At 57.1% G+C, this 19,352-nt stretch carries 21 protein-coding genes; 17 read left to right on the top strand and 4 right to left on the bottom strand.

Annotation, left to right across the window (positions count from 1 at the left end):
- Window positions 1-27: 27 nt before the first annotated feature.
- From DARO_RS22985 to DARO_RS01105, 11 genes are all read left to right on the top strand, one after another.
- Window positions 28-180, top strand: a complete 153-nt coding sequence (locus tag DARO_RS22985; RefSeq protein WP_198134085.1) for a hypothetical protein — start codon at window positions 28-30, stop codon at window positions 178-180.
- 73 nt (window positions 181-253) lie between these two features.
- Window positions 254-1,444 (top strand): class I SAM-dependent rRNA methyltransferase, encoded by a 1,191-nt coding sequence (locus tag DARO_RS01055; RefSeq protein ID WP_011285965.1) that lies wholly within the window; start codon window positions 254-256, stop codon window positions 1,442-1,444.
- 50 nt (window positions 1,445-1,494) lie between these two features.
- Window positions 1,495-1,776, top strand: a complete 282-nt coding sequence (locus DARO_RS01060; RefSeq protein ID WP_011285966.1) for a hypothetical protein — start codon at window positions 1,495-1,497, stop codon at window positions 1,774-1,776.
- A 74-nt stretch (window positions 1,777-1,850) separates the two neighbouring features.
- Window positions 1,851-3,212, top strand: a complete 1,362-nt coding sequence (locus DARO_RS01065) for a carbohydrate porin (protein WP_011285967.1) — start codon at window positions 1,851-1,853, stop codon at window positions 3,210-3,212.
- 9 nt (window positions 3,213-3,221) lie between these two features.
- Window positions 3,222-4,118, top strand: coding sequence for a metal ABC transporter solute-binding protein, Zn/Mn family (locus DARO_RS01070; RefSeq protein ID WP_011285968.1), 897 nt, complete (start codon window positions 3,222-3,224; stop codon window positions 4,116-4,118).
- A gap of 1 nt (window position 4,119) precedes the next feature.
- Window positions 4,120-4,689 carry an ATP-binding cassette domain-containing protein gene (locus tag DARO_RS01075; protein ID WP_011285969.1) on the top strand — a complete coding sequence of 190 codons (570 nt, stop codon included), beginning with the start codon at window positions 4,120-4,122 and terminating at the stop codon, window positions 4,687-4,689.
- A complete protein-coding gene (locus tag DARO_RS01080; protein ID WP_011285970.1) occupies window positions 4,679-5,443 on the top strand; it encodes a metal ABC transporter permease in 765 nt (254 codons plus the stop codon). Before DARO_RS01075 ends, DARO_RS01080 begins: the two co-directional genes overlap by 11 nt.
- Before the next feature lie 45 nt (window positions 5,444-5,488).
- Window positions 5,489-6,799 carry a hypothetical protein gene (locus DARO_RS01090; RefSeq protein ID WP_011285971.1) on the top strand — a complete coding sequence of 437 codons (1,311 nt, stop codon included), beginning with the start codon at window positions 5,489-5,491 and terminating at the stop codon, window positions 6,797-6,799.
- Window positions 6,800-6,812: 13 nt separating this feature from the next.
- Entirely contained in the window at window positions 6,813-7,349 is a 537-nt protein-coding gene (hslV, locus tag DARO_RS01095) for an ATP-dependent protease subunit HslV (RefSeq protein WP_011285972.1), read from the top strand.
- On the top strand, window positions 7,346-8,686 hold the full coding sequence (gene hslU, locus DARO_RS01100; RefSeq protein ID WP_011285973.1) for an ATP-dependent protease ATPase subunit HslU: 1,341 nt from the start codon (window positions 7,346-7,348) through the stop codon (window positions 8,684-8,686). The genes hslV and hslU overlap by 4 nt, the downstream gene beginning before the upstream one ends.
- A gap of 104 nt (window positions 8,687-8,790) precedes the next feature.
- Window positions 8,791-9,678, top strand: a complete 888-nt coding sequence (locus tag DARO_RS01105; protein ID WP_011285974.1) for an AEC family transporter — start codon at window positions 8,791-8,793, stop codon at window positions 9,676-9,678.
- Here the strand turns inward: DARO_RS01105 and DARO_RS01110 are convergent.
- Genes DARO_RS01110 through lptM form a run of 3 tightly spaced genes read right to left on the bottom strand, consistent with a single transcriptional unit; the run spans window position 9,673 to window position 11,467 of the window.
- On the bottom strand, window positions 9,673-10,041 hold the full coding sequence (locus DARO_RS01110; RefSeq protein ID WP_011285975.1) for an RNA-binding S4 domain-containing protein: 369 nt from the start codon (window positions 10,039-10,041) through the stop codon (window positions 9,673-9,675). The genes DARO_RS01105 and DARO_RS01110 overlap by 6 nt on opposite strands.
- A 5-nt stretch (window positions 10,042-10,046) precedes the next feature.
- Window positions 10,047-11,309, bottom strand: a complete 1,263-nt coding sequence (gene lysA, locus DARO_RS01115) for a diaminopimelate decarboxylase (protein ID WP_011285976.1) — start codon at window positions 11,307-11,309, stop codon at window positions 10,047-10,049.
- Entirely contained in the window at window positions 11,306-11,467 is a 162-nt protein-coding gene (gene lptM / locus DARO_RS22700; protein ID WP_157037118.1) for an LPS translocon maturation chaperone LptM, read from the bottom strand. Before lptM ends, lysA begins: the two co-directional genes overlap by 4 nt.
- Before the next feature lie 41 nt (window positions 11,468-11,508).
- On the opposite strand from lptM, the gene cyaY reads away from it, so the two are divergent.
- Window positions 11,509-11,826 (top strand): iron donor protein CyaY, encoded by a 318-nt coding sequence (gene cyaY / locus DARO_RS01120; protein WP_011285977.1) that lies wholly within the window; start codon window positions 11,509-11,511, stop codon window positions 11,824-11,826.
- Here the strand turns inward: cyaY and DARO_RS01125 are convergent, their stop codons facing one another.
- Entirely contained in the window at window positions 11,827-14,142 is a 2,316-nt protein-coding gene (locus DARO_RS01125; protein ID WP_011285978.1) for a PBP1A family penicillin-binding protein, read from the bottom strand.
- A 160-nt stretch (window positions 14,143-14,302) separates the two neighbouring features.
- On the opposite strand from DARO_RS01125, the gene DARO_RS01130 reads away from it, so the two are divergent.
- From DARO_RS01130 to DARO_RS01150, 5 genes are read left to right on the top strand one after another with little or no spacing between them, the layout of a single operon-like run.
- Window positions 14,303-15,388: a pilus assembly protein PilM gene (locus DARO_RS01130; protein ID WP_011285979.1), complete on the top strand. Its 1,086-nt coding sequence runs from the start codon at window positions 14,303-14,305 to the stop codon at window positions 15,386-15,388.
- On the top strand, window positions 15,385-15,954 hold the full coding sequence (locus DARO_RS01135) for a PilN domain-containing protein (protein WP_011285980.1): 570 nt from the start codon (window positions 15,385-15,387) through the stop codon (window positions 15,952-15,954). The genes DARO_RS01130 and DARO_RS01135 overlap by 4 nt, the downstream gene beginning before the upstream one ends.
- A complete protein-coding gene (locus DARO_RS01140) occupies window positions 15,951-16,634 on the top strand; it encodes a type IV pilus inner membrane component PilO (RefSeq protein ID WP_011285981.1) in 684 nt (227 codons plus the stop codon). The genes DARO_RS01135 and DARO_RS01140 overlap by 4 nt, the downstream gene beginning before the upstream one ends.
- A complete protein-coding gene (locus DARO_RS01145; RefSeq protein ID WP_011285982.1) occupies window positions 16,631-17,176 on the top strand; it encodes a pilus assembly protein PilP in 546 nt (181 codons plus the stop codon). Before DARO_RS01140 ends, DARO_RS01145 begins: the two co-directional genes overlap by 4 nt.
- Entirely contained in the window at window positions 17,173-19,320 is a 2,148-nt protein-coding gene (locus tag DARO_RS01150; RefSeq protein ID WP_011285983.1) for a type IV pilus secretin family protein, read from the top strand. The genes DARO_RS01145 and DARO_RS01150 overlap by 4 nt, the downstream gene beginning before the upstream one ends.
- Window positions 19,321-19,352: the final 32 nt, after the last annotated feature.

Here is a 19,352-nt window from a genome sequence, read left to right on the forward strand (position 1 = left end):
AAAATAGCCGGAATCAAGGAGTTATTCATGGCCATCAACCGTAATCGCCGTTCGTCCCTGGAGCGCCGCTGCGTTTCCAAGTCCACCAAGCGTCTGTTCAAGAGCACCGGCAAGACCATGTTCAAGGTCATGTACGCTGCCGAGTGCCATCAGCGTAACCGCAAGGCTCTGGGCGCTTAAGTTTTCGCCAGTATTCTGAGCCCCGGTTGCCGCAAGGTGACCGGGGCTTCTTGCTTTATAGATCGGGAAAAACATGGCTCAGCTGATTCTGCTTCCGGGCAAGGAGCGTTCTGCTTTCAAGCATCACCCCTGGTTGTTCGCCGGTTCGGTCGGTCGTCTGGAGGGTCGGGCCCGGCCGGGCGATACCGTCGAGGTCCTGGCCGACAATCTGCGTCCGCTGGGGCGGGCTGCCTACAGTCCTAAATCGCAGATTCGCGCCAGGTTCTGGACCTTCGATGCCGAAGAGTCGATCGATGACGCCTTTTTCAAGCGCCGCATCGCTGCTGCCGTGGCGCTTCGCCAGGCCCTGCCGGAGCTCCGTGGTCAGCAGGGGCTGCGCCTGATTCATGCTGAGTCGGATGGTTTGCCGGGGGTCATTGCCGATCAGTATGGCGATACGGTGGTCATTCAGCTGACTTCGGCCGGTGCCGACAAGTGGCGCAATGCCATCGTTGCAGGGCTGGTCAAGGCGACTGGTTGTGCTCGGGTCTATGAGCGTTCAGATTCCGATGTTCGCGGATTGGAAGGACTCGGTCCGACGACTGGCTGGCTGCACGGCGAGGCGCCGGCAACGCCGTTGTCGATTGATGAGAACGGCGTTCGTCTGGCGATTGATATCGCCGGTGGGCACAAGACCGGTTTCTATCTCGACCAGCGCGAGAACCGCGCTTTGCTCGGCCAATTGTCGGCCGGCAAGGATGTCCTGAACTGCTTCTGCTACACCGGCGGTTTTTCCCTGCAGGCCATGGCTGGCGGCGCGAAGAGTGTATTGTCGATTGACTCCTCCGGTCCGGCGTTGGCGCAGGCCAAGGCCAATCTGGCGCTCAATCCACAACTGCCGGCAGATCGTGCCGAATGGCAAGAGGCTGATGTATTCCAGGCGCTGCGCGATTTCCGCAAGGCCGGCAAGTTGTTCGACCTGATCGTGCTCGATCCGCCCAAGTTCGCACCTTCTGCCGCTCATGCCGATCGGGCAGCCAAGGCCTACAAGGACATCAATATTCTCGGTTGCCGTCTGCTTAAGCCGGGTGGTCTGCTGATGACCTATTCGTGTTCGGGCGGTGTTGGCCTGGAAATGTTCCAGAAAATCATTGCCGATTCGGCGCTGGACGCGGAACGCAGTGCGCGCATCGTGCGTCGGCTGTCGGGTGCTGCCGACCATCCGGTGGCACTGAACTTTCCGGAAGGCGAGTATTTGAAGGGCCTGCTGGTCCAGGTAGACTGAGCCAGTATCTTTGCCATCTGAACGTAATGCAGCCCTGATAGACTGAACAGATGCTTCAGTTGCGTCACTTCCTTCTCGTTGCCATCCTCTTCTTCGCCCAGCTGGCGACGGGGGCGCATGCGGTCGAGCATGCGGCTGGCGACGAGAAAGGCTTGCCGACCCATGCCTGCCAGCTTTGCCTGGCGGCACATGATCTTGGCGCAGCGCTGCCATCGCTGGTGGCTTTGCCGCCGGTGGTGGCTGTCCAGTCTGTTCCGGAAGCCTTGTCGGCTCATGGCCGCAGCGCTTTCCCGGCACCGCTCGCAACGCAGCGCGGTCCACCTCTTCTCTGAAATTTGCCGTATTTGACGGTCGACCGCCGCGTTCATGCTGATGGTCGATTTCTACGCATTTTCAGGGAAATTCCATGCAAAAATCATTTGCCATGGCGGCCTTGCTGGCCGCCTCGTGCGGCGTTCAGGCCGCCACCGATGCCGACCTTGCTGCCATCCGCAGTCAGATCGATGAGATGAAAAAAACCTACGAGCAGCGTATTGCCGCGCTCGAGCAGAAACTGGCCCAGGCCGAGACGAAGTCACGGCAAGAGCCGCAGCAAGTAGCCTCCGCGCCGGTCGCCAGCTCGTCGCCATCGGCCGCTGCCAATGGTTTCAATCCCGAGGTATCTTTGATCCTGCAGGGGCAGTACCGGAACATGAAGGATATTCCGGGGCGCGTCATCGGCGGGTTCGTTTCGGCCGGCGGGGAGGGCCTTAATAACCGAGGTTTCTCCGTCGATGAAACCGAGCTGGTGCTGGCGGCCAATATCGATCCCTACTGGCGTGGTCAGGCGATTGTCGCCATGGCCGATGGTCAGGCCAATATCGAAGAGGCGTGGTTCCAGTCGCTGGCCATTGGCCAAGGCGTCGGCCTGAAAATTGGCCGCTTCCGTTCGGGTATTGGCTACCTCAACGAACAGCATCCGCATGCTCGTGACTTTTCCGATGCGCCATTGATGTATCAGGCCATGTTCGGTGACAGCTATGCTCAGGATGGTGTGCAGTTGAAATGGCTGGCGCCGACGCCGCTATTTGTTGAACTGGGTGGCGAAGTCGGGCGTGGCGCCAACTTTCCCGGAACCGACCGCAATCGTAACGGGGCGGGGGGGGGCGCACTGTATGTCCATGTCGGCGACGATGTCGGTTTTTCCAACAGCTGGCGACTTGGGGCATCCTGGCTGAAAACGAGAGCCAGCGAGCGTAGTGCGGATTTTGTTGATCTTGGTGGAGTGGCGGCGCAGGGCAGGTTTGCTGGCGATTCGACGACCTGGCTGGCTGATTTCGTCTGGAAGTGGGCGCCGAATGGCAATTCGACGCAGCAGAGTTTCAAGTTCCAGAGCGAGTATTTTGTGCGCGAGGAAAAGGGGAATCTGAGTTGTAGCTCGGACGATGCGACCAGCCTGTGCGGCATGCCGGCAGACAGCAGTTACCGAACCCGACAGTCCGGCTGGTACATGCAGGGCGTCTATCAGTTGATGGCCAACTGGCGGGCGGGCTTGCGCTATGAGCAGCTCGACAGTGGTGTCCGCGATTTCGGTGCCAATGCCGCCAATCTGGTGATCGACAACTATCGTCCGAAGAAGGCGACGGCGATGATCGATTACAGTTGGAGCGAGTTTTCGCGCGTTCGCCTGCAGTTGGCGCAGGACAAGTCGATGCCGGGCATTACCGACCATCAGTTGACCTTGCAGTACGTCATGAGCCTGGGGGCTCACGGCGCCCACAAGTTCTAGGAGCAGACGATGAACAAGATCATTTCAACGGTGCTGCTGACGCTGGCCTCGCTGCCAGCCTGGGCCAATCTCAATATCTTCGCGACGGTGCCGGAGTGGGGCGCCCTGGCCAAGGAGATTGGGGGCGACAAGGTGCGCGTCTATACCGCCACCAACGCCTTCCAGGATCCGCATCGCATCGAGGCCAAGCCGTCGTTGCTCGCTCAGGCACGGCAGGCACAGCTGGTTATCGCGGCCGGGGCCGATCTGGAAATCGGCTGGTTGCCCTTGGTCCTGCGTGACTCCGGGAATTCGGCCATTCAGACCGGCCGGCCTGGATATTTCGAGGCCTCCGCCTTCGTCAATCGATTGGATGTGCCAACCACGCTGGATCGCTCCCACGGCGATATCCATGCGGCAGGCAACCCGCATATTCACCTTGATCCGCGCAATGTGCTGAAGGTTGGCGAAGCGCTGACGGCACGCATGGCCGAACTGGATGCGGCCAATGCGGCCAGCTATCAGGCGACTTTCAAGGCCTTTGCTAGCAAGTGGCAGGTGGCCATCGCCCGTTGGGAAAAAGAGGCGGCGCCGCTCAGAGGACTGCCGGTACTGGTGCATCACCAATCCTTCGTCTATCTCGATAATTGGCTGGGCTTGAAGGAAATTGGCTCGCTCGAGCCGAAGCCCGGTATTGAGCCGACCAGTGGCCATTTGACAGGCCTTCTGACCCGTCAGCAAACTGTTCCCGCCAGGATGGTGCTGCGGGGTGCCTATCAGCAGGAAGGGCCGAGTCAGTGGATTGCCGGCAAAACGGGGATTCCCGCGGTGCTGCTGCCTTATACCGTGGGCGGGACGCCGGAGGCCAAGGATCTGTTCGGACTGTACGATGACACGATCCAGCGTTTGCTCAAGGGGATACGCTGAAATGCTGCGGACTGAAGCGCTCGTCGCTGGCTGGCAAAAGCCGGCGACCCAAGCCATCGATCTGTCACTGGCGGCTGGTGAAATTGTTGGCCTGACCGGTCCCAACGGCGTCGGAAAGAGCACCTTGCTCGCCGCCCTGGCCGGGCGGGCCCGGATTTTTTCCGGCCGCATCCAACTGCAACCGGGGTTGCGCCTGGCCTTGCAGACGCAGGATGTGCCGCCGGTCGACGGCCTGCCGCTGTCCGGTCGCGAACTGTTGGCGCTGACCGGCGCCAGCCCGAAAGGCTTGCCCCCTTGGCTAGCCGAGCGCATCGACATCCGGCTGGACCGCCTGTCCGGCGGCCAGCGGCACTATTTGGCGCTATGGGCGGTCCTGCAGGCGCCGGCCGATCTGATCCTGCTCGATGAACCGACCAACAATCTCGATGCCGCTGGTGTCCGGCACCTGACGGCGCATCTGCACGAGCGTTCGAAAGGCGGAACGGGCATCATCGTGGTCAGTCACGATGCGGCTTTTGTTGAAGCTGCCTGTGACCGTGTCGTCGTTCTGGAGGCGTGTGATGGGGAATGAGCTTTTTCTGATCCCGTTTCTGACCGGTTTGGGCCTGGCCGTTTTGCTGCCGCTGCTCGGTTGCTACCTCAGGTTGCGTGACGAGTGGCTGGCGGCACTGGCCTATTCGCACGTCGCGGCAGCAGGCGCCTTGCTGGCACTGGTCGGTGGTCTGCCGCCTGTTATTGGCGGCATCAGCGCAGCAGGTCTGGCCGGGGCGGGCAAACGCTTGTTTGCCCGCCGTCTGGTCGGCGGGGCCAGCTACGCAATGCTGTTGCTCGGCGGCTGGGCCGTGGCCGTGCTGATGGCGGCCAACCAGCCGATGGCGGAGCGTCTTGGCCATGCATTATTTGACGGGCAGCTCTATTTCGCAGGTCCAGATGAACTTTGGCTCGTCGCGGCCGGTGTTCCGGTGGCCATGATCATTCTTCGCCTGTTGTCTCGCCACCTGCTGCTGGCGCACACCTATCCGGACCTGTTTCGCATCCGAGGGCTGAAGGCATGGCCGACGCAGATCGGCTTCGATCTTCTTGCCGCCTTGAGCCTGGCGCTGGCGACGATGAGTCTGGGGGTGATGGGAGCCTTTGCCCTGGTTTTCATTCCGCCGTGGCTGGCCTTTCGGCGGGCCGGAAATTGGTATTCCGGCCTGCGCTGGGCCTTGGTTCTTGGCGTTCTGGGCTACGTCGGCGCTTTCTTGCTGGCGCTTGGGCTGGATCAACCGTTCGGTCCGGTGCTGGCAATTCTGCTGGTCGCTGTTGGGTTGGTCGTTGCATGAACGCAGGCGCCGTGCTAAAACTCGCATTCTGCATGCGGAGTTGTCATGGTCTTTTCGTTTTTCAAGAAGCAGCCTAACAAGATGCCGGAGCGTCCGGCCGCGCGTCCACGCGTGGCGGAACCGCTACCTGAGCCCGATCTGCCCAAGCCTGTTGTCGGTGAGGCGCCTAGGCCGCTTCCGCAACCATTGCCTGATCTGGAATTTACCTCGGGTAAATCATCAGCGCCTGCTGCTGGCGTCGCTGCAAAGCCCAAGGCTGCAGTGGAGACTGCGAATCTTTCGTCCAGCCAGATCAAGCCGCCGGTAGAAGAGACAGATTTCAGCTTTGACGATTTTGACCGCGACTTTACCGACTCCAGCGTGATGGGGATCGATGTCGACCAAGATGTCGACCCACTGCAAGCCTGTGTCGAGCAGGTGGTCGTGCTCTATGCCAATGGCCAGGAGGGGGCTGCACGTTCGCTACTTGAGACCTTTGTCCGCTCTTATCATGGCACCGAGGGCAAGCGATTCTGGCTGCTTTTGTTCGACCTGCTGCAGATCAGCGGCGACCGGGCAGCATTCGAAAAACTGGGGGCGGACTATGCTGAGGCTTGTGAGACATCGCCACCAACCTGGTGCCAGAAATCTTCGATTGCGCAACAGCCCACCGGTAGTGTCGGGCCGCGCAAGGTATTTCTGCAGGGCGTATTGACCACGGAAGGCGCTTTGCCGGTTACCGAGTTGGCCAAGATCATCGGGCAGAAAGAAGCGGCTACGGTTGATTGTGGCAAGTTGATCGGTTGTGATGATGAGATCGCCAGCGAACTGGCTGATCTGTTGAGCCGGGCTCGCAAGATGCGACTGGCGGTAACACTGCTTGGTCCCGAGGCCTTTATGGACCGCTTGAATGACCGGCTGGTGGCTGGCGTTGCTGAGCATGAGTCGGCGTGGCGGCTTTTGCTCGAGTTGCTGCAGCGACACGGCACCCAGGATAAATTTGAGGAAAGAGCAGTCGATTACGCGATCACCTTCGAGTTGTCGCCGCCCTCCTGGGAGCCCTTGGCGCCTAGCGTCCAGGCTTCAGCCATGACGCCGAAAACGAGTGACGATGCCCATTATCTGAGCGGCGACCTGAAGGGATGTCGTTTTGAAGATCTGGGCCAGGTCATCGAAGCCCACGAGCAACCGATCCTGGATTTTTCCGGCGTCAGTCGGCTGGACTTCGTGTCGGCCGGGCAACTGGTTAACCGTCTTGCGCCCTACAAGGCGGCCGGGCGGGACATCATCATCCGCAGCCCGAATCACCTCGTCGCCGAACTAATGGCTGTGGTTGGACTCAATAAACAGGCACGCATCGTCGTTCCCAAGTCTTAATTCAGGAAAAATCATGGAGCAATATCACGGCACGACGATCTTGTCGGTGCGCCGGGGCAATTCCGTTGCCATGGGCGGCGACGGACAGGTCACGCTGGGCAATATCGTCATCAAGGCCACCGCCAGAAAGGTGCGTCGCCTCTACAACGGCCGCATCCTGGCCGGTTTTGCCGGCGGCACGGCCGATGCCTTCACGCTGTTCGAGCGTTTCGAGGCCAAGCTGGATAAACATCAGGGCAACCTGCTGCGCTCAGCCGTCGAACTGGCCAAGGACTGGCGTTCTGACCGCGCCCTGCGCCGGCTGGAGGCAATGCTTTCGGTGGCTGATCGCGAGGTATCGCTGATCATTACCGGCAACGGTGATGTGCTGGAGCCCGAGCAGGGTATCGTCGCCATCGGCTCTGGCGGTTCCTATGCCCAGAGTGCGGCGCGTGCCTTGCTGGAAAATACCGAGTTGGCGCCGCGCGACATCGTTACCAAATCACTGGAAATCGCTGGCGACATCTGCATTTACACCAACCGTAATTTCACGCTGGAGGTGCTGGAATGACGACGATGACGCCGCAGGAAATCGTTTCCGAACTCGACAAGCACATCGTCGGCCAGAAAAATGCCAAGAAGGCTGTTGCCATTGCCTTGCGTAATCGTTGGCGCCGTTCGCAAGTGGCCGAGCCCTTGCGCCAGGAAATTACGCCGAAGAATATCCTGATGATCGGCCCGACAGGTGTCGGCAAGACCGAGATTGCTCGCCGCCTGGCCCGTCTGGCCAATGCGCCGTTCATCAAGATCGAGGCGACCAAGTTTACCGAAGTCGGCTACGTCGGTCGTGACGTCGAGACGATCATCCGCGATTTGGTCGAAATGGCCATCAAATCGCATCGCGAACGGGCCATGAAGGCAATGCGTGCTCGGGCCGAAGACGCGGCCGAGGAGCGCATTCTCGATGTGTTGCTGCCAACGGTGCGCGGTCCAAACTTTTTTGCCGAGAATTCCGAGTCGACCGCAGCGGAAAACACGACGCGCCAGAAATTCCGCAAAAAACTGCGCGAAGGCGAACTGGACGACAAGGAAGTTGACATTGAAGTGGCTGCGCCAAGTCTCCAGGCCGAGATATTTGCCCCGCCGGGGATGGAAGAGCTGACCCAGCAGATCCAGGGCATGTTTCAAAGCGTCGGCGGCGGCAAGAAAAAGTCACGCAAGCTGTCGATCAAGGAGGCATTAAAGCTGCTGACCGACGAGGAAGCTGCCAAGTTGGTCAATGATGACGACGTCAAGCAGGAGGCGGTCAAGGCGGTCGAGCAGAACGGCATCGTTTTTCTCGACGAGCTGGACAAGATCGCCAGTCGCTCCGAGATGCACGGCGCCGATGTTTCGCGCCAAGGCGTGCAGCGCGACTTGCTGCCGCTGGTCGAAGGGACGACGGTGTCGACCAAGTACGGGATGATCAAGACCGACCACATCCTGTTTATTGCCTCCGGTGCCTTCCACCTATCCAAACCGTCCGACCTGATTCCCGAACTGCAGGGCCGCTTTCCGATTCGGGTCGAGCTGGATTCGCTGTCAGTAGCCGATTTTGAGTGCATCCTGACGCAGACTGATGCCTGTCTGACGCGTCAATACCAGGCGCTGCTCGAGACGGAGGGAGTCCAGCTTGAGTTTGTTGAGGACGGTATCCGGCGTCTCGCTGAAATCGCCTTCCAGGTGAATGAAAAAACCGAGAACATCGGTGCCCGTCGTCTGCATACGGTCATGGAAAAGCTGCTTGAAGAGGTGTCCTTCGATGCAGGCAAGGTAGGCCTCGACAAGGTTCTGATCGATGCAGCCTACGTCAATACCAAGCTGGGCGAACTGGCTGCCGACGAAGACCTGTCGCGTTACGTTCTGTAAAAGTACGGCTGGCCAGCAGGCCTCAGGGACTTTCCCTATTGCGCCCTGATCGGCCAGCCACGCACAATGTCTGCCACGTTGCAGACCATTCCCCGGGGTTCTGATTGGAAGACCAAAGCCTGAGTTTTCGCCTGTTGGCCATCCTGTTCCCCATTTTCGGGATCGTGGCGGCCGGCTATTTCTATGGACGCAAGCACAAGCCGGAGATGGCTGTCGCCAACCGGCTGAACATGGATGTCTTCGTGCCGGCCCTGGTCTTTGCCGCGATGGCCGGCAAGTCCTTCGATCTGGCCGCCTACGCCCCGCTGGCAGTGGGCGGTTTTCTGGTCCTTGCCGCCTGTGGGCTGCTTGCCTGGCCAATTGCCCGCCTGGCTGGCATCCAGCCGAGAACGCTGGTTCCGCCCATGCTGTTCAATAACTCTGGCAACATCGGCCTGCCGCTCGCCGTTTTGGCTTGGGGCGAAAGCGCTCTGCCGGCAGCGGTGATCCTGTTCATGGTTGAAAACACGCTGCATTTCTCCTTCGGTGCCCGTCTGCTTGACCCAAAGACGCGGCTGTTGACGCTGTGGCGTATCCCCGTGCTTTTCGCCGCCATCGCCGGTTTGACCGTGGCGCTGGTCAAAATTCCCATCTGGACGCCATTGGTTATCGCGATCAAGATGCTTGGCGACGTGTCGGTGCCGCTGTTGCTCTTTTCACTCGGCGTGCGGATGACGGATGTGAATTTCAGCGAATGGAAGGTGGCGGTCGGCAGTGCTGTGCTACGGCCACTGGCCGGCATGCTGATCGCCGCAGGTGTCATTCAACTGCTTGGCTTGCAGGGCCGAGATGCGGCGATGCTGTTCGTCTTCGGTGCTCTGCCTCCGGCGGTGCTGAATTTCCTGTTTGCCGAGCGCTACAAGCAGGAGCCGCAACGCGTTGCCTCGATTGTGCTGATCGGCAATTTGGCGGCGCTGGTCTACCTTCCGCTGGCGCTGGTCTGGGTGTTATGAGCCGCTGAAGCGGCCAAGCTGGCGGCGGTCGCGCTTGGTCGGTCGGCCGTGGATGTCCGCTGCTGGATCTTGCACGAACTGTCGGCTATCTCTCGCGGCTTCACGGGCAGCGATGCTTTCGGGTGTTTCCTCGTAGAGCAGGCGGGCTTCCGGTGCCGGGCCGCGCTTGTCCGACGGGGCTTGGACGGTCACTTCCCAGCGCGTTTCACTGTTAATGATGTTGAGTCGGTCACCGATCTTGATGTCGCGGGCTGGTTTGATCGTAGCGCCATTGACCTTCACCTTGCCGCCACTGACGGCATCGCTGGCCAGGGAGCGCGTCTTGAAGAATCGCGCTGCCCACAGCCATTTATCGACGCGCAAACCGTTCACTGCGGCAGGATGGACTCACCGGCGTACAGCTGTTCGACGGTTTCACGCTGGCGGATGACGTGAATCTTGTCGCCATCGACCATCACTTCAACCGCCCGTGGCCGGGTGTTGTAGTTCGAGGCCATGGCCATGCCATAAGCGCCGGCTGACATCACAGCCAGCAAATCCCCTGCTTCAACCACCAGCGGGCGGGCCTGGCCGAGAAAATCGCCGGTTTCGCAGACCGGACCAACGACGTCGTACTCCGTGGCCACACCTGAGCGTGGCACTACCGGATTGATGTCGTGCCACGCTTCATAGAGCGCAGGGCGCATCAGGTCGTTCATGGCGGCGTCGATGATGGCAAAATTCTTGGCCTCGCCCTGCTTGAGGTATTCGATGCGGGTGAGCAGCAGGCCAGCATTACCAACCAGCCGGCGACCCGGTTCGAGAACGACCTGCAGGCCGCGACCGGCGAGCTTGTCGAGCAGCGGCGTCAGGTAGGAGGCGACAGTTGGTTGCGCCTGTTCGGCGTTGTACTTGATGCCAAGGCCGCCGCCGAGGTCGAGGTGATGAATGTGGATGCCTTCGGCAGCCATCTGATCGACCAGGGCCAGAATGCGATCGAGCGCTTCGACGAAAGGCGACGGGTCGAGCAATTGCGAGCCGATATGGCAGTCGATGCCAGTGACTTCTATGCTCGGTAGCGCAGCAGCGCGGCGGTACAAGTCTAGCGCATTGTCGTAGGCCACGCCGAACTTGGCACCCTTGAGACCCGTCGAAATGTAGGGGTGGGTTTTCGGATCGACGTTTGGATTGACGCGCAGACTGATCGGCGCCTTCTTGCCGCACTGGCTGGCGACCTCATTCAGCCGTTCCAGTTCGGCGGCAGATTCGACATTGAAGCAAAAAATGCCGACGTCCAGTGCCAGCTTCATTTCATCAGCCGTCTTGCCGACGCCGGAGAAAACGACCTTCTTCGGATCGGCACCAGCAGCCAGCACGCGCTGCAGTTCGCCGCCGGAGACAATATCGAAACCAGCGCCAAGGCGGGCGAAAACGTTCAGGATGGCTAAATTGGAATTGGCTTTAACTGCATAGCAAACCAAGGCTCCCTGGCCGGCGACGTGGCCGCCGAGGACATCGTGGAATTCGCGCAACGAAGCTTCCAGCGCAGCGCGGGAGTAAACGTAGGCCGGAGTGCCGAACTGGTCGGCGATAGCGGGCAGGGCAACGGATTCGGCGTGCAGGACGCCGTTATTCAGGGCAAAGTGGGTCATTGGGCTTTGGGGCTGGTGGTCGTGCTAACATCCTTGGGCGTTGTTTTTCCGCTGCCGAGCAGCGGTTCCGGCGCCGGGCCGGAAGGCCGTTCTAGTTGGCCTTTCATGCCGCAGGCAGTGAGGCTCAGGATGATCAGTAAGGCAGCGATTCTGGACATGTTTGGGGCGCTGTCAGCGAAGAACGGGATGGTAGCACACGATGGATGACAGCGAATTCAACGCATTGGCCGAACAGGCATTAGCCCGGATCGATGCAGCTCTTGAGGCTTGCGATGCCGATCTCGATTTCGAATTGGCGCCGGGTGGCGTGCTGGAAATCGAGTTTGCAGATCGCAGCAAGATCATCGTCAATCGCCACAGCATTGCCAAGGAAATCTGGGTGGCTGCCCGCGCCGGTGGCTTCCATTTCCGCTGGGATGGTGCCAGTTGGCGCGATACTCGCGATAACGCCGAATTGATGGAAAAATTATCGACGCTCGCCAGTCAGCAGGCTGGCGAGGCTATCGTTCTGCGCTGATTAGTCGCTGGGTGGCGTACTCAGGTCCGGTTTGGGCAGAGGCGTCGCATCCTGGCTTTCTTCTTCAGGCGTACGTTCCTTGGCGGCATTCTCGGCATAGATATAGCTCCGGTCACGACCTTCGCCATAGGCGATGAGGCCTTCCGGTGCTTGCGGCACCTGCATCGGTACATCCTTCAGGGCACGGGCCATGTAGCCAATCCAGATCGGCAGTGCGGCCGCGCCACCGGTTTCCTTGTCGCCCAGTTTTCTCGGTTGGTCGAAGCCAATCCAGGCACAGCCGGCAACCGTCATTTGGTAGCCGCAGAACCAGGCGTCGACATACTCGTTTGTCGTACCCGTCTTCCCGGCCAGATCCTGACGTTTCAGGATTGCCGATGCCTTGGCCGCCGTGCCGTAGATGGCGACGTCGCGCAACATGGTGTCCATCATGAAGGCGTTGCGCGGGTCGATGACCCGGATATTGTCACTGCCGGCTTCGATCTCCGCAGAGTGGGCCAATATCTGCTCGCGTTCGTCACGAATTTCGCGGACGACGAATGGGCTGACCTTGAAACCACCGTTGGCGAACACGGAGTACGCGGTAACCATTTGCCACGGGGTGACCGAACCGGCGCCGAGGGCCATGGTCAGGTAAGGCGGGTGCTTGGCGGGATCAAAACCGAAGCGCCCGGCGTAGTCCTGAGCATATTGCGTCCCGATAGCCTGCAGAATGCGGATCGATACCATGTTCTTGGACTTGGCCAGCGCGGTACGCATCTTCATCGGGCCTTCATACTTGCCATCGTAGTTGTGCGGCTCCCAAGCCTGGGTGCCGGTCTGGCTGGCCGGAATGACGATTGGTTCGTCGGCGATCACGCTGTTCGGGCTGAAACCTTTTTCCAGCGATGCGGAGTAGATGAATGGTTTAAAGCTGGAACCCGGTTGCCGCCAGGCCTGCGTGACATGGTTGAACTTGTTGCGATTGAAATCGAAACCGCCAACCAAGGCGCGAATGGCGCCGTCCTTCGGGTCTACCGCGACAAATGCGGATTCAACCTCTGGCAGTTGGCTGATCTGCCAGTTGCCCTTGTCGTCCTTCTGCAGGCGAACGATGGCGCTGCGCTTCAGGCGTTTGTTTGGCGGTGCCTTGTCGTCGAGCATCTTGGCCGCAAATTTCATGGCATCACCGGTCAGCGTCACCACTTCGCCACCCTTGCGGTAGACCTTGATCTGTTTTGGATCTGCCGACAGGACCAAAGCCGGAATAAGATCGCCGGTATCGGGAATGTCCTGAAGGGCTTCGTCGATAGCTTCGTCCTGATCGGACTTGATGTCCTTCATGTCCAGATAGGATTCGGCGCCTCGATAACCATGCCGTCGGTCATAGTCCATGACGCCTTTGCGCAGGCTGATATAGGCGGCTTCCTGTTCGGCCTTGATCAGTGTCGTATAAACCTTCATGCCGCGTGAATAAACTTCTTCCGGAAAGCGTTCGGCGGTGATCTGGCGCGCCATTTCGGCCACATACTCGGCATGAACGGCATAGCCAGCCAGTTCGCGCTTGACGATCAGAGGTTCCTTCAGGGCTGCGGCATATTGGGTATCCGAGATATGCCCCAATTCATGCATACGGCGCAGTACGTACTGTTGGCGTTGCTTGGCGCGAGTCGGGTTCACGACCGGGTTGTAGGCCGATGGTGCTTTTGGCAGGCCGGCCAGCATGGCGGCTTCGGCAATCGAGATGTCTTTTAGCGGCTTGCCGAAATAAATCTGGGCGGCCGCAGCAAATCCATAGGCGCGCTGGCCGAGGAATATCTGATTGATGTATAACTCGAAAATCTGGTCTTTCGTCAGATTGCTTTCTATCTTGAAAGAGAGAAGAGCCTCATAAAGTTTGCGCGTGTAGGTTTTCTCTCCGGTCAGAAAGAAGTTCCTGGCAACTTGTTGAGTGATAGTCGATGCGCCTTGGCGTTTTCCGCCGCCAATCAGGTTGGCTCCCGCCGCACGCAGTATCCCGGTGTAGTCGATACCGCCGTGTTGATAGAAGCGATCGTCTTCAGCGGCGAGAATGGCCTGCTTCATGATCGGCGGAACGTCCTTGATCGCAACCACGGCGCGACGCTCTTCGCCGTATTCGCCAATCAGGAAGCCGTCAGCGGTATACACGCGTAAAGGTATCTTTGGGCGATAGTCGGTCAGCACCTCAAGCGAGGGGAGGTTCGGGTAGGCCAGAACGAGGACAATCAATGCTATCGCTATTCCGATGGCCAGAAGTCCGAGCAGAAAAATGACAGGGTAAAGGATCAGACGCAGCGCTGAGTGGGTTGAAGGCACGGGGAGCGGGGAGGTGAAATTGAAGTTGCGCAGATTATACGCCGGGCAATTTTTCGCTCGTGAAATTGCTTTACATGCCTATAGGTTGTTGTTAGCATCTGAAGTGAATTATTGGTTATTTTCGTAACTTAGTAATCTGTAAGGACTTTTTGGGGGTCTGGTGGGCTTCGATATCTCAGCGTTGTTAAATCCCAAGGCGCGTCCCTTGTTCGGGTTGGACATAAGTTCGTCCGCCGTAAAAATGGTTGAGCTGACCGCAAATGGGAAAGACGGCTATCGCGTTGAGCGCTACACCATTGAGGTGTTGCCGAAGGATGCGGTGTCCGATGGCAATATCGCCAACTTGGATGGCGTTGTCGATTGCGTAAAGCGTGCGTGGAAGCGCATGGGTACGTCGACACGTAATGTCGCCATGGCTTTGCCAGGTTCTGCGGTTATCACCAAGAAAATCATCGTTCCGGCAGGTTTGAGGGACGACGAGCTTGAGGCTCAGGTCGAAACGGAGGCTAATCAGTACATTCCGTTTTCGATCGATGAAGTGAACTTGGATTATCAAGTAATCGGGCCGGCGCCAGCTGTGCCGGATGAGCTTGAGGTTTTGATTGCTGCGTCGAAAAAAGAACGTGTCGAGGATCGTGTCGCAGTTGCCGATGCAGCTGGCCTCAAGGCGCTCGTCGTGGATGTCGAGTCTTTTGCCGTGCTGGCCGCATTTGAGCTGATTGAGCGTCAATTGCCGGATTCCGGTAAAAATCAGGTTGTGGCCATGATCGATGCCGGCGCCAATGTGATGAACTTGACTGTGCTTAGAAATGGCCAGCAGGTATATGCTCGCGAACAAGCTTTTGGCGGCGGTCAATTAACACAAGATATTGCGCGTCACTACGGAATGAGCTTTGAAGACGCCGAGGCGGCCAAAAGAGCGGGAAACCTGCCGGAAGGTTACGAGGTGGAGTTGTTGAACCCGTTTATGGAGAATTTGGCGCTTGAAGTCTCGCGCGCCTTGCAGTTCTTCTTTACTTCGACCCAATACAATCAAGTCGACCACATTGTCCTTGCTGGGGGATGTGCGGTGATCCCCGGGATTGACGAAGTCGTCGCTACCCGTACGCAGGTCAATACCCTTATTGCCAATCCGTTTGCCAACATGGTGCTCTCCGATCGTGTGCGAGCGAAGAGCCTTTTGGCTGATGCATCATCCTTGATGGTGGCCTGTGGCTTGGCTTTGCGGAGGTTTGATCCATCATGATTCGCATCAATCTTCTGCCTCATCGCGAAGAGGCGAAAAAAGCTCGGCGCGAACAGTTTTTTGTATTGGTCGGATTGGTTTCGGTCTTGGGGGCTCTGATCGTATTTGCGGGCTACACCCTGATTGGTGGTGCGATCACTAATCAAGAGAGCGCAAATGACTTTCTCAAGAAGGAAATAGCGGTTCTCGACAAGCAGCTGGATCAGATCAAGCGACTCAAGGAACAGACGCAGGCGTTGTTGTCTCGTAAGCAGGTTATTGAAAACTTGCAACGTGATCGCGGTGAGACTGTTTATCTTCTCAGTGAACTCGTCAAGCAGGTTCCAGAGGGGATTTATCTCAAAGCAGTCAAGCAGGATGGCCTGAAAATCAATATCACTGGTAATGCCCAGTCGAATGCCCGGATTTCAGCGCTGATGCGCAATCTGGAAGCCTCCCCGTGGCTGGAGCAGCCCCAACTGGTCGAAAGCAAGGCCGTGGTCGTCAATGGACGCAGGGTTTATGAGTTTGGGATGAATTTCATCTTGACCCGAGTGAAGCCTGACGAAGGGAAGGGTAAAAAATGAACGCCAAATCCATATCCCTCCCAAAATTTGATTTTCAATCAATAGCTGATGATTTCCGCTTCATTAATCCGAATGATCCAGGTTCATGGCCGCTGATTCCTAAAGCAACTGCGCTTGTTGGCTTGTTTGCGGCAATTCTTCTGGCTGGATGGTGGTTTGTCTGGAACGACCAATTGACTGAATTGGACTCCAAAGAGCGAGAAGAACAATCTTTGAAACAGCAGTTTCTGGATAAGAAGCGTCAAGCCGTAAATCTGGATCTTTATGTCCAGCAGTTGGCAGAAATAGACCGATCATTTGGCGCCTTGTTGAAGCAGTTGCCGGATAAGTCAGAGATTGAGGCGTTGTTGATTGAGGTCAATCAAGCTGGTTTGGGTCGTGGTCTGCAGTTTGAGCTGTTTAAACCGGGCCAGGAGCAGGTCAAGGATTTTTATGCCGAGTTGCCGATTACCGTGAAAATCAATGGCGGTTATCACGATTTCGGGGCGTTTGCTGCTGATATTGCGAAGCTGCCTCGCATCGTTACATTGAACAATATCTCGATTACCTCGGCCAAAGACGGCGGTCAACTCTCCCTTGATGCTACAACCAAGACATTCCGCTATCTGGACGACGAAGAAATCGCCAAGCAGAAAAAAGCCGAGCAGCAGAAGAAGGCCGAGCAAGGAGCGAAGAAGTGAAACGGATATTGCTCATCGCCCTGTGTGGCATCCTCGGGGCATGCTCCGGGGCAGACCATGAAGATTTGAAGCAATGGATGGCAGAAAACTCCAAGGATATGCGGGGCAATATCCCCAAGCTGCCTGAGGTGAAGCCCTATGAGCCCGTTCCCTACGATGTGGAGGGAACGCTTGACCCATTTAAACCCAGCAAGATTGAGCCGGAATCCAAGTACAAACAGGTGGCTGGAAAAGGTGGCGCTTTCCAGCCTGATTTTGAAGCGCGCGAAGTGCGTAACAGCCTACTTGAGAAATATCCGGTCGAGTCCTTGAAAATGATTGGCTACATGAATGTCAATAAGCACCCAATGGCGGTGATACAAGTTGAAGATAAGGTCAAGCAAGTAAAGGTTGGGGACTATATGGGGCTTGATTTCGGTATGGTGACGCAGATTTCCGATACGGAAGTGCAATTGCGCGAATTGATTCAGGATTCTGCAGGGGATTGGACTGAACGCAAGAGTTCTCTCTACCTGCAGAGCAAGGAGGGAAGCAAGAAATGAAATTTATTAACTATGCGATGGCTGCTGCCTTAACCTGCCTTGCTGTAGTGTCTTCTGCTCGCGCGGAAACATTGCCGTCAAATGCGATCGAGGCGGTTAATGTTGCGCAACAGGGTAATGAAATAGCACTTCGAATTGACTTGAAAGAAGCACTTGCTTCCCCTCCGCCAGGGTTTAGTGTTGCCAATCCAGCGAAAATTGCCTTGGATTTTCAGTCGACTGCAAACGGCTTGGGTAAAAATAGTCAGGCTTTTAACCAAGGTGATCTGCGTAGCATGAACGTCGTTCAGGTAGGTGACCGCACGCGTGTGGTCCTTAACCTCGTCCGGAACATGAATTACAAGACTCGTCTGGATGGAAAAGCGCTCTATGTGACGCTTACTCCGATTGAGCGCTTGGCTGAATCGTCCGCCCAACGTACCACTCGATTTGCGGAAGAAAGCTTGGTTGGTGGCAAGCACGCGGTCAATGATGTCGTGTTTCGTCGTGGTAAGGGCGGGGAGGGCCGGATAGTAGTCGATCTAAGTGATACAGGGACAGGTATCGATATTCGACAACAAGGATCGAACCTGATCGTCGACTTTATGAAAACCACGGTTCCTGATCGTTTGCGTCGGAAACTGGACGTCACAGATTTCGCTACTCCGGTGACCAGCGTTGAGACCAAGGCCTTTGGCGATAATGTACGGATGGTCATTACGCCGATGGGTTTGTGGGAGCACAATGCCTATCAAAGCGACAACCAATTCATCGTTGAAGTGAAACGAGTCGTTGAGGATCCCAATAAGCTGGTACAGGGCTCAAAGATTGGCTACCAAGGTCCCAGAGTTAGTATCAACTATCAAAATGGTGATGTCCGTGCCCTGTTGCGCCTGATGGCAGAGGAACTAGGGCTTAACGCGGTAATCAGTGAAACTGTTACTGGAACCACGACCTTGGTGTTGAAGGATGTTCCTGCGGATCAGGTAATTGACATCATCTTCCAGCAAAAAGGGTTGGACATGCGGAAGAAGGGCAACATCATCATGATTGCCCCGCGCGATGAGATAGCCACTCGCGAAAAGCTTGAGTTTGAATCGAAGCAGCAGATAAGCGAGTTGGAGCCGCTCAAACTCGAGCAGTTTCAGTTGAATTACCAGAAGGCGGCTGATGTTGCGCGTTTGCTGGCTGGCTTGCCGCCACTGGGCGCTGCGGGAGCTGCTGCAGCTCCGGCGCCAGGGACAAATGTTGCAGCACAAAGGATTCTGAGCAAACGTGGCAGTGCCGTGGCCGATCCTCAATCCAACATTATTTTCATTAACGATATTCCATCAAAGCTGGAAGAAATCCGTTCATTCATTGCTGCGATCGATACCGGTGCTCGTCAGGTCTTGATCGAAGCCCGAGTGGTGGAAGCGCAAGATAGCTTTAATCGTGCTCTTGGTGGAAAGTTTGGATTCCTTAATAAGCAAGCGGTTCAGCCAGCAGGAAGTGGAATTAATGTTGCTGGCGGTAGTTCAACAACTGCTGGGCAATCGACATCGACCCCGATGGTGGGGGTCAATCTGCCCTCCCCGTCGACAGGAGGGTCGCTTGCATTATCTTTATTCACCGCATCGTTCTCACGCATTCTAAACCTTGAACTTGCGGCGCTTGAGTCTGACGGCTTGGGCAAGATTGTTTCTAGTCCGCGAGTGATTACTGCGAACAACGTCAAGGCTAAGATTGAGGACGGGACGGAAATTCCCTACGTAACGACCCAGAGCAGTGGTGGTACCACCACTGCAACCGTTAGCTTCAAGCCGGCAAAGCTTTCTTTGGAAGTGACTCCGCAGATTACCCCGGAGGGGACTGTGCGGATGAACTTGGTTGTCAAGAAAGAGGAGGCTGACTGGACCAAGGCTGTCGTGCTGAACGGTTATGCCAATCCTCCAATCAAGAGTTCAGTGGTTGAAACCAACGTTGTAGTTGAGAATGGTGGTACCGTTGTCATCGGTGGTGTGTTCATTACAGATACGCAGAACTCGGTTGAAAAAGTGCCTCTGTTGGGTGACATCCCGTTCTTTGGCTGGCTATTCAAGTATAAAAATGATATTGGCAAACGCCGCGAGTTGTTGGTGTTCATTACGCCGCGAGTCATTTCAGACAAGATGCGTTTTGATTGATGCGACGTAATCGATTGATGAAGGGCCGGCGA

This window comes from Dechloromonas aromatica RCB, from assembly GCF_000012425.1.